The 14,436-nt window shown below is 29.9% G+C and carries 13 protein-coding genes and 1 tRNA gene; 3 read left to right on the top strand and 11 right to left on the bottom strand.

What is annotated here, in order from left to right; all coding sequences use genetic code 11:
- Nucleotides 1–40: 40 nt before the first annotated feature.
- From Q0762_RS10650 to msrB, 8 genes are all read right to left on the bottom strand, one after another.
- The gene (locus Q0762_RS10650) at nt 41–637 is read right to left on the bottom strand and encodes a nucleotidyltransferase family protein (RefSeq protein ID WP_298766751.1); all 597 of its coding nucleotides are present in this window, start codon (nt 635–637) and stop codon (nt 41–43) included.
- 3 nt (nt 638–640) lie between these two features.
- Nucleotides 641–1,660, bottom strand: a complete 1,020-nt coding sequence (locus Q0762_RS10645) for an XdhC family protein (protein ID WP_298766749.1) — start codon at nt 1,658–1,660, stop codon at nt 641–643.
- Between the two features lie 111 nt (nt 1,661–1,771).
- On the bottom strand, nt 1,772–2,989 hold the full coding sequence (locus Q0762_RS10640; RefSeq protein WP_298766747.1) for a bifunctional alpha/beta hydrolase/OsmC family protein: 1,218 nt from the start codon (nt 2,987–2,989) through the stop codon (nt 1,772–1,774).
- 12 nt (nt 2,990–3,001) lie between these two features.
- Entirely contained in the window at nt 3,002–3,523 is a 522-nt protein-coding gene (locus Q0762_RS10635; RefSeq protein ID WP_298766745.1) for a peptide-methionine (S)-S-oxide reductase, read from the bottom strand.
- Nucleotides 3,514–4,458, bottom strand: a complete 945-nt coding sequence (locus Q0762_RS10630; protein ID WP_298766743.1) for an aldo/keto reductase — start codon at nt 4,456–4,458, stop codon at nt 3,514–3,516. The genes Q0762_RS10635 and Q0762_RS10630 overlap by 10 nt, the downstream gene beginning before the upstream one ends.
- Nucleotides 4,459–4,592: 134 nt before the next feature.
- Nucleotides 4,593–6,149: a YdiU family protein gene (locus tag Q0762_RS10625; RefSeq protein ID WP_298766893.1), complete on the bottom strand. Its 1,557-nt coding sequence runs from the start codon at nt 6,147–6,149 to the stop codon at nt 4,593–4,595.
- Between the two features lie 88 nt (nt 6,150–6,237).
- A complete protein-coding gene (msrA, locus tag Q0762_RS10620) occupies nt 6,238–6,780 on the bottom strand; it encodes a peptide-methionine (S)-S-oxide reductase MsrA (protein WP_298766741.1) in 543 nt (180 codons plus the stop codon).
- 25 nt (nt 6,781–6,805) lie between these two features.
- Complete coding sequence (msrB, locus tag Q0762_RS10615) at nt 6,806–7,252, bottom strand: peptide-methionine (R)-S-oxide reductase MsrB (protein ID WP_298766739.1); 447 nt, start codon at nt 7,250–7,252, stop codon at nt 6,806–6,808.
- A gap of 153 nt (nt 7,253–7,405) precedes the next feature.
- Between msrB and Q0762_RS10610 the strand changes: the two genes are divergently transcribed.
- Nucleotides 7,406–8,608 (top strand): Pycsar system effector family protein, encoded by a 1,203-nt coding sequence (locus Q0762_RS10610; RefSeq protein ID WP_298766737.1) that lies wholly within the window; start codon nt 7,406–7,408, stop codon nt 8,606–8,608.
- On the opposite strand, the gene Q0762_RS10605 is transcribed toward Q0762_RS10610, so the two are convergent.
- Both Q0762_RS10605 and der read right to left on the bottom strand, forming a co-directional pair.
- Complete coding sequence (locus tag Q0762_RS10605; protein WP_298766735.1) at nt 8,605–10,992, bottom strand: GAF domain-containing protein; 2,388 nt, start codon at nt 10,990–10,992, stop codon at nt 8,605–8,607. The two genes, Q0762_RS10610 and Q0762_RS10605, sit on opposite strands and share 4 nt — an antisense overlap.
- 65 nt (nt 10,993–11,057) lie before the next feature.
- Nucleotides 11,058–12,368, bottom strand: a complete 1,311-nt coding sequence (gene der, locus Q0762_RS10600) for a ribosome biogenesis GTPase Der (RefSeq protein WP_298766733.1) — start codon at nt 12,366–12,368, stop codon at nt 11,058–11,060.
- An 81-nt stretch (nt 12,369–12,449) separates the two neighbouring features.
- Here der and Q0762_RS10595 point away from each other — a divergent pair, with 81 nt between their 5' ends.
- On the top strand, nt 12,450–12,968 hold the full coding sequence (locus tag Q0762_RS10595; protein ID WP_298766731.1) for a GTP-binding protein: 519 nt from the start codon (nt 12,450–12,452) through the stop codon (nt 12,966–12,968).
- Nucleotides 12,969–12,977: 9 nt separating this feature from the next.
- On the opposite strand, the gene era is transcribed toward Q0762_RS10595, so the two are convergent.
- Nucleotides 12,978–13,862 (bottom strand): GTPase Era, encoded by an 885-nt coding sequence (gene era, locus Q0762_RS10590; protein ID WP_298766728.1) that lies wholly within the window; start codon nt 13,860–13,862, stop codon nt 12,978–12,980.
- Between the two features lie 109 nt (nt 13,863–13,971).
- Between era and Q0762_RS10585 the strand changes: the two genes are divergently transcribed.
- Nucleotides 13,972–14,044, top strand: a tRNA-Met gene (locus tag Q0762_RS10585).
- Nucleotides 14,045–14,436 lie beyond the last annotated feature (392 nt).

Here is a 14,436-nt window from a genome sequence, read left to right as displayed (position 1 = left end):
AACAACAGTTTTCTGAAATATTTTCATTTGGTAAAAGTATCTAATTTAAAATTGAGTTTTTAAACTTTGCCAAGTCTTTTGGTGTATCTATATCCATAAAATTTGTTGTAGATAATGGGCTAATTACCTCAGGATTGTTTTTAATAATTTCTTTGGCTCCAAAATCATCTTTTAGCATACTTAATTTATGAAAATACGTTTTTGGAAAAATAGCGGGTACACCTTTTTTATTGGGGTATTTAGATGCAACTATTTTAGAGTTGTTTTTTGTATGTAAAGCTATTAAATTAAATAAATAATCTTTAGAAATGGCAGGTTGGTCTGCTAAAAGTACCAAAACTGAGCTATAATTTTCATTTTTAGATTTTATAAATGTAACACCACTTGCAATACTAGAACTTAAGCCATTTTTGTAATTTTTATTGTAAATAAAGTTTACGTTAGCAGATGAGATTTCTCTTCGAATTAAACTTGCATTTGCACCTAAAACGCAATAAACATGGTTTTTGTTGATAGTTTTAGCCTTGTTTAAAACAGTTTCTAATAAAAAATTATTACCAATTTTAACAAGCTGTTTTGGGCTTTTCATTCTAGATGATTGTCCGCCAGCTAATACCAAAACAGCAATATTTACCATGTTTTAAATGTTTATTTTGTTATTTATTTTTCTCAGAGAAAAAGGTTCTTTTTTTCTAGTAATCGCTAAAATTTCTGCAATAATAGAAACTGCTATTTCTTCTGGTGTTTGTGCGCCTATGTGCAAACCAGCAGGTGTATAAATACAATCTAAAAACGTTTCTGTGGTTTCTGGAGCAAATTCTAAAAGCGCATTAAAAAGTTTTTCTCTTCTTTTTGGAGCACCTAAAACGCCAAGATATTTTGGTCTAAATTTCGCTAATTTTACTAAATATTTTAAATCTAAAACATAACTATGGTTCATAATAACAATTGCGGTATTGTTATCTATTTTAGTAAAATTTACAATTTCTGGAGATGTGCCAATTACTGCTGTTGCTCCAGGAAAATTAGCCAATTGTTTATCTTCTTTTGCAGCGGTTATTATTTCTATTTGCCAACCTAAATTGCTGGCTATTTTACATAGTTTTACAGCATCGTGCTCGCCACCAATAATAATTAATTTAAAATTTGGTTCTAAGTTTTGAGTAAATATGGCTGTTTTTTCTTCACTGTTAAAAGAGAAATCAATTGAGAACGTATGTTTTTCTTTATTATTAAATGTAATTACAGAACCAAAGTTGCCAAAAACTTCATCTGCTTTTACATAATAACTTTCTATTTGAATGGGCAACCTGTTTTTACTTGCCTCTAAAAAAGTACTTAAAAATTTTTCTGATATGATTATGGGTTCTAATAAGATATACAGTATGCCTTCGCAACCTAATTTATACCTACCATCATAAGTGATAACTTTTGGTTTACCATCTTTAAGAACAGCTGTACTTCTATGTATAATTTCTTTTTCTACACAACCACCAGAAACAGCACCTACACAAGTTAAATTCTCAGAAATTAACATTCTAACTCCTGGTTTTCTGTAAGAAGAACCTTCTAAAAAAACTACAGTAGCCATTACATTTTTCAACCCTTTTTTTTGGTTGATGAATGCTTGATTGATAATTTCTTTGAGTTCGTGAATCATATAATGTGTTGTAATAAAAACACTAAGATAAAATTTTAAGTATTATTGTTTGTAGCTTGCTGTGCTCGTTTTTTGACTATTTTATTTTTAATATTTTGCTGTAATTTTTAATTAAATTAACTCAGTGTCTATTAATATTTCACTTTGTAAAGTTTTGTGAACGGGGCATTTAGAGGCTATTTCTGTTAAACGCTTTTTTTGTGCATCGTCTAAATTACCAATTAATTTTAATTTTTTTTCAAAGTGATTGTAAAGTGTTGCTTTTTCAGTTTCAATACCTAAATCTTTACTGTTTTTTCTTGAATACGTAATGTAAGCAAAAACTTCTTGTAAATCCCAATTTTTACGTGCAGCATACATTTTTAAAGTCATAACTGTGCAAGCAGCTAAACTAGCACTTAAAAAGTCATAAGGAGATGGCGCAAAATCATCACCACCAATGTGATTAGGTTCATCTGCTAAAAAAGCGTGTTTTTTGGTTTGTATAGAAGTTGTAAAATTGTCTTCTAAAATATTTAAATGCGCAACTAATTGTTCTCCTTCTGTTGATAGTATATTGTTTTCTTCTGCAGGAAAATACTTATCTGCCCACGTTCCAATAAGGTTTCCAACGTAAATACTATCTGTTTTGTTAGAAAGTAAATGGTCTGCATCATCTAAACTAATAAAGCTTTTTGGATGCATTGCGTTATGATAAATTTCGTGTGCATTTTCTATACCTACAACATTATCAAAAGGTGCATGCATTACCAAAATTGGTTTTCTTAATGCTTTGGTAATTTTTGGTAAATCTGTTTTGCTAAAATCTTTCACAAAATCTTCATTAATTTTAAAAGGTCTACCTCCAATTTTTACTTCAACTTCTCCTTTTTCTTTTACATCTTCTATTGCATGAGAAAATAAATGAGTAACATGATTTACAGTTGCAGGTGCACCAATTGTAGCTACTGCTTTAATGTTTTCTAATTTAGAACCAGCAACAATTACAGCTGCGCCGCCTAAAGAATGGCCAACTAATAAAACAGGACTTTTATAATTCTCGGTTAAAAAGGTATTTACAGCAATAAGGTCATCTACATTTGCAGAAAAGTGACTTTCTGCAAATTCTCCTTCACTTTTGCCTAAGCCTGTAAAATCAAAACGTAAAACACCAAAACTATGATTGGATAAAGAACGACTAATGTTTTTAACTGCATTAAAATTACTGTTGCACGAAAAACAGTGTGCAAAAATGGCATAATGTGTAGGGTTTTCATTTGCGGGTAACTCTAAATATGCTTGTAAATTGTGCCCCTTTTTATTTTTAATGTCTAGTTTAATGGTGTTCATAAAGTTGATTTTTTAGGTAGTCGAAATGAGATGTGATACTTTACTTTGATCTATATGAAAAGCAAATTTTTGAAGTAATAATTTTAGCTTTGGATTAATGTAGTTTTTACAAAATGGTTTGTTAGGGTTAGCTTGATAGTAATTTTGAAATGCAACTGCTGAAGGTTTAAATTGTTGAAAAGGAAGTACCTGTGTGACGATTTTTTTATCAAATAAATTATTTTGTAACTGGTTTATAATTTTTTCACTAGCTAGTTTTTGTGCGTTAGAGAAATAATATATAGCAGATCTGTATTTTTTTCTCATGGAATGATTACTTGTGCTTTTGTGAGTTAATAAATGAATTTCAATTAACGTTTTTAGGTCAATTTTATCAGCATAAAAAGATACAATTACAGCCTCTGAGAATGTTTTATTTTTATTTGTAGAAGCAACCCAACCCTGGTTTACTTTGTTTACGCCTTTTAAACTTTCAAAAACAGCCTCTGTGCACCAATGGCAACCACCACCAAAAGCAATTTTGGTTAATTCCATTGTAGTTTTTTTCTTTCTGCCCAATATATTTCTGGCAAAACTTTAAAAGATTTTAAGAGCGCAATGTCTTCTTCTAGCAGTAAAACAGTACCTGTTTTTAAATTTTGTTGCAATTGAGTTTTAGAACTTGCCCCACTTAAAACAACGCTATTTGGTATGGTTTGTTTGCAAAATTGTAGTGCAATTGCATCTGTACCAACCTTGTGTTTTGTGGCTATTTTTTCTAAAGATTTATAGATTTCTTGGTAATTTGGGTAATTTTTATTGGCTAAAACTCTACCATTTGCCAACGCTTCTTTAATTACAAGCGCTTTATTTTGTGCAATTAATTCGTTAGAAATTTCTAATAAACTTTGCTCTAGAAAATTATAAGTTACCTGAAAAACATCAAAAATAGGTGTTTTATCAACAAAAATATTTAATGCTTTTTTAATCACTTCTACTTGATTTGTGCCTGTTGTGGTTATGCCAATTTTTAAGTTATATTTTGTTTTTAAATCACTTAAATAATTTAATACAGCTGTGTTTTCTAAAACACCAGTTTCTAAAGTAGCAGAGTGTATTTGATACACTTTTAAATAAGGTAACAATTGTTTAGAAAATTGCCATTGCTCTTTTAGTTTGGCTAAGCTATGTTCTTTTACTTCATGTATTTTGGCATTTTTCTTAAAGTTTGCAGTATATGTATAGCCCCATTTTGTGGCAATTTTAATACTGTTATCGTTTTTTGTTTGTATCCATTCCAACAATAAGTTTTCTGCTAAACCATAACCTGGAGCAGTATCAAAATAACGTATTCCTAAATTGTAGGCTTCTTCTAAAACTTTAAAACTTTGTTTTCTAAAGATTTCTAAGTCAGAATTATCGCAATGTTCTAAGCGCACATTAATGTATTGTGGTCTTCCTAAAGCTGCTGTTCCTAATCCTAAATGCATATTATTTGTTTAAAACTTGTTGTTTTTATGAAAATGTAATGTAGTTAAAAAATCTTTTTATCTTTAGATTTTTTCACTTGAAAAACCACAAATTTATCTGTTTTTAATTTATTAAAAGTTAGTCTAGCTCTTTTTTAAGAACTACAAGATAGCATGGAGCAACCTACTTTATTTCTTGCCCATTCTGGTCTTTTTGCAAACCATTTTTCATTTTCGGGTTGTTCTTGATATGGTTTTTTTAAGAGTTGAAATAATTCATCAATTAATTGGTAATTTCCTTTATCAGCTTCATCAATAGCTAATTGTGCCATATAATTTCTTAAAACATATTTAGGGTTTACAGCATCCATTCTTTTTTTTCTTTCTTCGGATGAAATTACTTCTTTTTTAAGTCGGTTTTCATAATTTTCAAGCCAAGAAATCCATCTCATTTTTACGGCATCAGAAATATGTGCTACATCGTAAAAAGCATTTTCTATGAGACGAAAAGCTGTTTTTGTGTTAGAAAAATTACTTAGATTTCTAAAAAAAATAGTCATATCTGTTTCTATCAATTGCAAATCATCTTCTAATTGTTGAACGAGTTCTAAGTCATTTTTATCATCTTGAAATAAACCTAATTTAGCTTTCATCATGGCAAAAGATTTTTGGTGAAAATCAATTTTATATTGCTCTAAAATTTCTTCTAATGGTTTAGCATCTTCAATTAAAGGATATAAAGCGTTGGCAAGTTGGTATAAATTCCAAAGTCCAATATTGGGCTGATTGTCATATCTGTAGCGTTTATTTTGACGATCTGTGGTATTTGGTGTCCAGCCAAAATCGAAACCTTCCAACCAACCATAAGGTCCATAATCTATAGTTAAACCCAAGATAGACATGTTATCTGTATTCATTACACCATGCACAAAACCAACGCGTTGCCAATGAATAATCATCTCTAAAGTGCTTGTTGTAACTTCTTTAAAAAAACGAATGTAATTATCTTTAGACGGTTTTCCTAAATGAGGAAAATGATGTTTTATGGTATAATCTGTAAGTATTTTTAAATTTTTGATATCATTTCTAGCCGCAAAAATTTCAAAATTGCCAAAACGCAAAAATGAAGGCGAAATTCTAGAAACAATAGCACCTTTTTCGTAAGCAGGATTTCCATTGTACAAAACATCGCGCAAAACTTTATCTCCTGTTAAACTTAAAGACAAAGATCTTGTAGTTGGCACACCTAAATAAAACATTGCTTCTGCACATAAGTATTCTCTTATAGAAGATCGCAAAACGGCTAAACCATCCGCAGTTCTAGAATAAGGTGTTTCTCCAGCGCCTTTTAGTTGTACTTTCCAATTTTTATTTTGATGTTCAATTTCAAATAAATTAATTACTCTACCATCTCCTAACTGTCCTGCCCAATTGCCAAATTGATGCCCAGCATAACACATGGCAAATGGTTTTGTATTTGGATATATTTCGTTTCCTGTAACAATGTTTTTAAAGAAATCGCTTTTGGTTTCTTCTATTGAAATACCTAATGTTTCTGACATTTCTGTAGAAACGTGTAACACTTTTGGTGCTTTGGTTTTCTTTGGATTTGCATAAGAAAAAACAGCTTCTTCAACTTGTCTTCTCGTATTTTCTAGATTTGCATCTGCAGGCAATTCTTGTGTAAAAGTATCTTTTATGTTCAGTTTTATCATAAATAGAGCTTTCTTTTAGAAATTTTTAAAACTAATGTATTTGATTGTTTTAAAGATTTTTGTGAATTTTAAAATTACTGTTTTTCTAATTTGCAATTAATTTATCTGCATGTAACTGTCTAAGTTTAGAGAGTTTTGGAGCAATAACATAACTGCAATAACCTTGCTCTGAATTTTGTCTGTAGTAATTTTGATGTTCTTCTTCTGCCTCGTAAAAAATTGGCAATGCACTTAATTCTGTTACAATTACATCTTTATAATACACCTGAATTTGTTTTAAAACTTCTTCAGAAATTTGTTTTTGTAGTGCATTATGATAAAAAATAACAGATCTGTATTGTGTACCTCTATCTGCACCTTGTCTGTTTAATGTTGTTGGGTCATGTGTGGTCATAAAAATAACCAAGATATCTTCAAAAGAAATTATATTTGCATTAAAAGTAATTTGAATAACTTCTGCATGGCCCGTTAAACCAGAGCAAATTTCTCTATATGTTGGTTTGCCAGGAGCATTGCCACCAGCATAACCAGAAACTACTTTTTCTACACCTTTTACTTCTTGAAATACAGCTTCTGTGCACCAAAAACAACCACCTCCTAAAGTGGCTACTTGTATGTTTTTTTCCATTTTTTTGTTTGTATTAACAAGCGGTTTAAACTCCTTGTAAAGTCATAGATTCAGAATTTATGCAATAGCGCAAACCACTTGGTTTTGGTCCATCTGGAAAAACATGTCCTAAATGAGCATCACAAGTATTGCATAAAACTTCTACTCTTACGATACCATAAGAAATATCTTTGTGATATTTTATAGCGTTTTCTTTAATAGGTTGTGTAAAACTTGGCCAACCAGAGCTAGAATTAAATTTTATAGTAGAATCAAATAAAGGGGTTTGGCAACAAACGCAGTTGTATTGCCCTTCATCGTAAATAGAACAGAGTGCACCAGAATGTGGTCTTTCTGTGCCTTTTAACCTTGTAATTCTAAATTGTTCAGGTGTTAATAAGGCTTTCCATTCTGTTTCTGATTTTTCTAGTATTTTATCTGGTGTAGGATTTCCCTTACTCGCAAAATGTATAATCTCTTTCCAAGTTAACATAGTATCGCTTTATCTTATTTTTTATGTAAAAAATGCCAAAAAAGGCTTTTAAAATTTGTTTTTATTGTTTTTTGATAACAATACCTAAATTTACGACAAATATGAAAATAAAGTAAACCGTTTTAATTGTTTATTTTTGTTAAAATTTACCCAATGAGCGCAGTAATTAAAGCAGTAGAATTGTATGTTTTGTCATTATTAAATGAAAAATTAGATTCAAAATATTTGTATCATAATTTGGCGCATACGCAAAGAGTAGTGGAGTATACAGCAGAAATTGCTGCAAGTTTAGATTTAGCACAAGAAACCAAAGAAAATTTAGAAATTGCTGCATGGTTTCACGATGTGGGTTATGTAGTTAGTTGTGATAATCACGAAGATGAAAGCGTGAAAATTGCGCATATTTTTCTGGAAAATAAGAAACTTAGTCAATCACGAATTTCAGAAATTTCAGAAATTATTTTGGCAACTAAGGTAAATGTATTGCCAAAAAATACTTTAGAAGAAATAATTAAAGATGCAGATACAGCGCATTTGGCAAAAAAGAAATACACAGCGTTAGCTTCACTCTTAAGAGAAGAATGGGAACTTTCTTTGGGTAAAAAGTATACAAATACAGAATGGTTGGCTGTTAATTTGTCTTTTTTAACCAATAAACATCGCTATTATACAGATTTCGCGTTAAAAAACTGGAGTAAAGGAAAAGAAAAAAATTTAGCAAGATTATTAAAAGCTAAAAAGAATTTAAAAAAGGAAAGCAAAAAACTAAAACAAAAAAAAGTAGCTTTAGACCTTAAAAAAAATAAAAGTAATGTGCCAGAAAGAGGTGTAGAAACTATGTTTAGAGTGGCGCTTAAAAACCACATGACTTTAAGTAATATTGCAGATACCAAAGCCAATATTTTGCTTTCTGTAAATGCAATTATTGTTTCTTTGGCACTGTCTAATTTATTGCCAAAATTAGACAATCCGTCAAACGCTCATTTACTAGTACCTACTATAATTTTTATATTTTTTACGGTAACTTCTATCATTTTATCTATAGTTGCTACAAGACCCAATGTAACTCAAGGTAAATTTTCTAAGGAAGATGTGGCTAATAAAAAAGTAAATTTATTGTTTTTTGGTAATTTTCATCAAATGCAACTAAAAGATTTTGAATGGGGAATCTCAGAAATGATGACAGATAAAGATTATTTGTATGGTTCACTTACCAAAGATTTGTATTTTTTAGGTTTGGTTTTAAATAGAAAATACAAAATCTTAAGAATCACCTATACAGTTTTTATGATTGGTATAATAGCTAGTGTAATTGCTTTTGGAATTTCTTTTAAATCTCAAGGAATTCTTATTTAAGCTTCAATCTGCTTTAATAAGTCTGTTAGCGTAATGGTTTTTTGGGTATCAAAGTTTTTTTGATAAATTATTGCCACGCGTAGTGCTTTTAAACCAGCAACACCTTGTAAATCTTCTAATTCTAAGAATTCAATTTTACCTAGTTGTTTTTTAGATTGTAAAAAATTAATGTACTTTATATATTCTACAGCATCTTTGTCTTGCGAATAAATAATGGCAATTTTACCTGGTTGTGTAACTCTTTCTTTTGTGCCTTTAATGTTGGCTTTATCAATTCTCTTTTTTATAATTTCGTAACGAATGTTGTAAGCACCGTCTACATCAAATTGTTTCTCATCCATCCTAAATTTAATTGCCATAGGATTGCTTTGTACCAATATTAAAGAAGCAATTCTTAAAGGGTGTTTTAAACTATCTTTTAAAGAAAATGCAATATTTTCCATTTCGCAAATGGTTTGTAATTGCCACAACCTTAAGTTGTATAAATAGAGCTCATCAAAAGGTTTTTTATTGGCAATAGATTGCCCTATATACATGTTAAATTCTACACCATCTGTTTTGTAACGCTCAAAATAATGCGGGTACATTTCTTGCGCTTCTTTTTGTTTGTTATCTATATATTTTGCTAATTTTTCATTGATAATGGTAACACTTTGCTCATATTCTTTCCGTTTTTCATAAACTACTTGTAGCTTTTTGTCTAAACGCTGCATGTAGGTGTTTACTTTTTTAGATAAATTGCTGTTAAGGTCTTTTATATGTTTAAAAACGGGATAGATTTCTCTTTGTAAAAAGTCTAAAATAGTTACTTCATCACCAGCATTTAAACCATTTTTAACTTCCTTTAAAAAGGTAGCAACCCTAAACATTAACTCATTATAAATGGGTAGTTTTTCTGTTTTACAAGCATCTTTTAAAACACTTATGGCAAGGGTTAATTGTGTGGTTAAATCTTCTTGAATTGCAATATTTCTTGCCAAAGAAGAGCCTTTAATATCACTTTGTCCAAAAAGCGGATAAACATTATTAAATACAATTTCTTCTAAATTGGCATTTTCATTTGCTTGTTTTTCTGCATGAAATTTTTCTGCGGCTTCATAAAAACGCCATTTTACAGAATTATGTATAGCTGTATAATTTTCTTGTATTGTAGCTTCTAAAATATTTTGTCTTTCTTCGGAAGTTCTTTTTGCCGCAGCTTTAAAAACAGGAATAATATCTTTAAGTTTTGTAATATTTACAGAGTTTAAAGCATATGCTTTTTGTGCTGCAATTTCTAATAAAGCTAAATCGTTGTTTTTGTTTGCAGGTATTGGGATTAAAATGATACTGTTAATGCAAGCGTTTTTTAAATTCTGATAAAATTTGTTTTCTCCTGTTGCTTTGCCGTATTCTTCTAAATCTGATATTACGTAGGTTTCGTGTTCTTGAAATACCTTTTGTATAATTGTATGACAAAAATAATCTGAAGAACAGTCTATACTTTCTTTTTTGCTTAAAATAATACTATTAGAATTGTTAAGAACAGTTTCGCAGAGTTTGTTATTAATATTATCAAAAATAGAATAGCCTAGTTTTAAGTCTTGTAGGCTATAAAAGTCTCTTAGGTTATTTTGTAATTTGTAAATTAATTGATCTCCACCACTTAATAAATTTGCCTTTATGGCAGATAGCATTTCTTCTGAAGTAACATCAAATAAGTTTATGATGCCAAAACCTTTAAAAATATAACTATTTGGCGGAAATTTTTCTTTCCAAACTTTAATGTCTTCAAAATTGTTTAAAAGCGTATTAAAGTCATCTTTGGTAATTTTAGGAGCGTTTGCAGTTGGTGTAATTTCAGAAAAATCTGCATTAAAAGCAGCTCTATAGTATTTCATTGTTCCAGTGTTTTTGTCTGGAATATCAAAATAAAAAGGTCTTTTTACATCTACTGAATAACCATAAAAGGTACTTAAAATAAAAGTACATGCCATAATATACATGCTTTCATCTTCAAAATTTCTTACAGAAAATTCATAATCTTTACCTGCATTGTTTAGTATATTTTGAAAGCGTTTAGAAAACCGAAAAGAAGTAAAAGAAAAAGGAATACTTGCCGCTTTAATTTCGTTTAATTGCAGTGCTTCTGGGAAAAGTGGATCTAAAATTAAATCAATTTTATCTTTATGCTTATCCAATAAAGTATAATCAGAAAAGCCATCTTTAAATTCAGGGTTTTCTTCAAAAAGTTTTATCATTTCATTCGCAGCCGAGTGAAATGGGTGTTTTTTTAAAACAGGATTTGCATATTTTTTAAAAAGGTGATATACCTTATTAAAAGAGATGTTTAATTGTAATGGTAATTCCTGATTCGTAATTTTCTGGTTGATAAAACTTTTCATATGTCACAATTTACAAAATTGTAAATTATTAGTCTTTAAAACAGAAGTAAACTTACGTTAAAAAATTATTTCTGTCTAAAATAAATGGTAATGGGCACACCAGAAAAATCGTAAATTTCTCTTAGTTTATTTTCTAAAAAGCGTTTGTAAGGATCCCTAACGTATTGAGGTAAATTACAGAAAAAGGCAAACTGCGGCGTTTGTGTAGGCAATTGCATACAGTATTTTATTTTTACAAATTTTCCTTTAGTTGCTGGTGGTGGATAGCTTTTAACCAAATCTAACATGGCATCGTTTAGTTTGCTAGTTGGTATTTTCTTTTTTCTTTTTTCAAAAACTTCAACAGCAGTTTCTATAGCTTTAAACAAACGTTGTTTTGTTAAGGCAGAAATAAAAACAATTGGCACATCTGTAAAAGGTTCTATTTGTTTTTTTACCATGGCTTCAAAATCTCGCATGGTGTTGGTTTCTTTTTCAATTAAATCCCACTTATTAATTAGTACAACAACACCTTTTCTATTTTTTTCTGCCAACCAGAAAATATTTTGATCTTGTCCTTCAAAACCTCTTGTGGCGTCTACCACTAAAATAATAACATCAGAATATTCAATAGAACGCACAGCACGCATTACAGAGTAAAACTCTAAATCTTCTTTAACTTTAGATTTTTTGCGGATTCCTGCTGTATCTACCAGATTAAAATCGAAACCAAAACGGTTGTATTTGGTATCTATAGAGTCTCTAGTTGTACCAGCAATATTGGTAACTATGTTTCTGTCTTCGCCAATTAAAGCATTTATAAAAGAAGATTTCCCTGCGTTTGGTCTACCAACTACAGCAAATCTTGGTAGTTCATCTTTTTCTAAATCTACAGGTTCTGGTTCTGGCATTTCTACAACCAAAGCATCTAATAAATCTCCAGTTCCACTTCCATTAATAGAAGAAATTGTATGATAATCTCCCAAACCAAGGTTGTAAAACTCTACTGCATCTGCTTCTCGCATGGCATTATCTACCTTATTAACAGTAACAAAAATTGGTTTTTTTACTTTTCTAAGTAATTTGGCAACTTCAGCATCCATAGGTGTTATGCCTTCTTCAACATCAACTACAAAAACAATAATATCTGCTTCTTCAATAGCTAAAGCTACTTGTTTTCTAATTTCTTCTTCAAAAATATCATCAGAACCAATGGCATAACCACCAGTATCTATTACAGAAAAATCTTTTCCGTTCCAATCAGATTTTCCATAATGCCTGTCTCTTGTAACACCGCTTACAGAATCTACAATAGCTTCTCTTCTTTGCACCAATCTGTTAAAAAGTGTCGATTTTCCTACATTTGGTCTTCCTACAATGGCTACAATACTATTCATTTTGGTTGATATTTTTTGCAAAGATACAATTAACTCAACGATAATTTATTGTAAATTGAAAGACTTCTAAATGCATAATTTATGAATAATAAAAAGCAACTTTCTATAGAAAAAAGAAATAGCGAACTGTTTTTAAGACCTCGTTTTTCAATTCTTTTAGAAAAAAATCAACAACAATTATTAAATGGTTTTTCTGAAGTTTTAAAAAGTGATAAAAATACTTTTAGAGGTTCTGTTGTAGATAACCATGTTTTTATTTCTGTTTCTAAGAAAGACGAAAATTTTTGGTCTCCACAACTGCATTTAGAAATTTTGGAAAATGAAGATAATTCAACTGAATTAAAAGGTCTTTTTGGTCCTAAACCACAAGTTTGGACACTTTTTATGTTCGTTCATTTTATAATCGCAATTTCTTTTTTAGGATTTTGTGTTTTGTTATACACTAAAATGTCTTTAAAAGAACCTTTGGTTTTTCCTTTAATAATGATTATCGTCTTACCTTTAATCTGGATTTTACTCTATTTTTTAGGTAAAATAGGAAAAGATACAGGCAAATTACAAATGAAAAAGTTACACGAATTTATGATGGCGAATATTTAGTATAAAATTTTATTTTTGATGATAGCCAAATCGTTTCAGTTGGTTTTTATCGCTTCGCCAATTTTTATTCACTTTTACAAAAAGTTCTATAAATACTTTTTTCTCAAAGAATTTTTCTAAATCTTTTCTAGCTTCTGCACCAACTCTTTTAATAGCAGTTCCCTTATGGCCTATAATTATACCTTTTTGGGTGTCTCTTTCTACCATAATTACAGAGCGAATTTTAACAATATTTTCTTCTTCTATAAATTCTTCAGTTTCCACTTCTACAGAATAAGGAATTTCTTTTTTGTAATGTATTAGAATTTTCTCTCTAATTTTTTCGTTTACAAAAAAACGTTCGGGTTTGTCTGTTAACTGGTCTTTAGGATAAAAAGCTGGTCCTTCTGGTAATAAGGCTTTTATTTTTTCAAAAACCGCAGAAATATTAAAACCTTCTAGTGCAGAAATTACAAAAACATCTGCATTGGGTACCTTGTTTTTCCAGTATTCAATTTTTTCTTCTACTTGTTCTTGAGAAGATTTATCAATTTTATTTAATAAGAGAATAATGGGTATTTCACTATGAATTATTCTATTGAAAAAAGCTTCATTCTTTAATTCTTTTTCGCCAACTTCTACCATATAAATTAAAATATCGGCGTCTTCAAAGGCAGATTTTACAAAATCCATCATAGAAGTTTGTAATTCATAAGCTGGTTTTATAATTCCAGGTGTATCAGAAAACACAATTTGATGATTTTCATCATTTACAATGCCTAAAATACGATGTCTTGTGGTTTGTGCTTTTGGGGTAATAATTGATAGTTTTTCGCCTACCAACGCATTCATTAATGTTGATTTACCAACGTTTGGATTCCCAATAATATTTACAAAACCTGCTTTATGTGTCATGTTGCAAAGGTAATTAGATTTTTAGTAGATTAACGTTTAGGTACTTAAAAAATAAATGAAATAATGTTTGGTTATTACTTATAGTATATCGTATATTTGCAGTCGAAATCGCGGGATAGAGCAGTAGGTAGCTCGTCGGGCTCATAACCCGAAGGTCACTGGTTCGAGTCCAGTTCCCGCTACAAAGCTTAAAGCCAATTAAATCAACGAATTGTGTCTCACAATTCGTTTTTTTATGCTTTTAAACTTCTTATTTTTACGAAACGTACACGAAAACGTACACGTTTTTCCTATGAAATTGAATTATTCTGAGCCAAAAATATATACTGGAGGTGTTGATATTTCGAGATGGCCTAAACTAACATTAACTTATACAGAGACGGGATGTAACTCCAGTAGATCAACGCCCTAAATTTATTAATCTTACCAAATCGATACAATTACATCCAGATTTAGGGTCAAAATATTTAAACAATTTAGACGAACAAAATAAGACCATCTCATTTCAAAAAATAAAGGAAGATGTAATCTCTAAACAGCGTAAACAAGAATTAGACTTGTATAGGTTATTTGC

This window comes from uncultured Polaribacter sp. (assembly GCF_947495205.1).
Taxonomy (GTDB): Bacteria; Bacteroidota; Bacteroidia; order Flavobacteriales; family Flavobacteriaceae; genus Polaribacter.
The sequence above is the reverse complement of the archived record's forward strand: the minus strand, read 5'-3'. Positions and strand labels throughout refer to the sequence as shown.

Coding starts and splice junctions, on each gene's coding strand:
- Q0762_RS10650 (WP_298766751.1), bottom strand. CDS start 637: ATGGTAAATATTGCTGTTTTGGTATTAGCTGGCGGACAATCATCTAGA.
- Q0762_RS10645 (WP_298766749.1), bottom strand. CDS start 1,660: ATGATTCACGAACTCAAAGAAATTATCAATCAAGCATTCATCAACCAA.
- Q0762_RS10640 (WP_298766747.1), bottom strand. CDS start 2,989: ATGAACACCATTAAACTAGACATTAAAAATAAAAAGGGGCACAATTTA.
- Q0762_RS10635 (WP_298766745.1), bottom strand. CDS start 3,523: ATGGAATTAACCAAAATTGCTTTTGGTGGTGGTTGCCATTGGTGCACA.
- Q0762_RS10630 (WP_298766743.1), bottom strand. CDS start 4,458: ATGCATTTAGGATTAGGAACAGCAGCTTTAGGAAGACCACAATACATT.
- msrA (WP_298766741.1), bottom strand. CDS start 6,780: ATGGAAAAAAACATACAAGTAGCCACTTTAGGAGGTGGTTGTTTTTGG.
- msrB (WP_298766739.1), bottom strand. CDS start 7,252: ATGTTAACTTGGAAAGAGATTATACATTTTGCGAGTAAGGGAAATCCT.
- Q0762_RS10610 (WP_298766737.1), top strand. CDS start 7,406: ATGAGCGCAGTAATTAAAGCAGTAGAATTGTATGTTTTGTCATTATTA.
- Q0762_RS10605 (WP_298766735.1), bottom strand. CDS start 10,992: ATGAAAAGTTTTATCAACCAGAAAATTACGAATCAGGAATTACCATTA.
- der (WP_298766733.1), bottom strand. CDS start 12,368: ATGAATAGTATTGTAGCCATTGTAGGAAGACCAAATGTAGGAAAATCG.
- Q0762_RS10595 (WP_298766731.1), top strand. CDS start 12,450: ATGAATAATAAAAAGCAACTTTCTATAGAAAAAAGAAATAGCGAACTG.
- era (WP_298766728.1), bottom strand. CDS start 13,862: ATGACACATAAAGCAGGTTTTGTAAATATTATTGGGAATCCAAACGTT.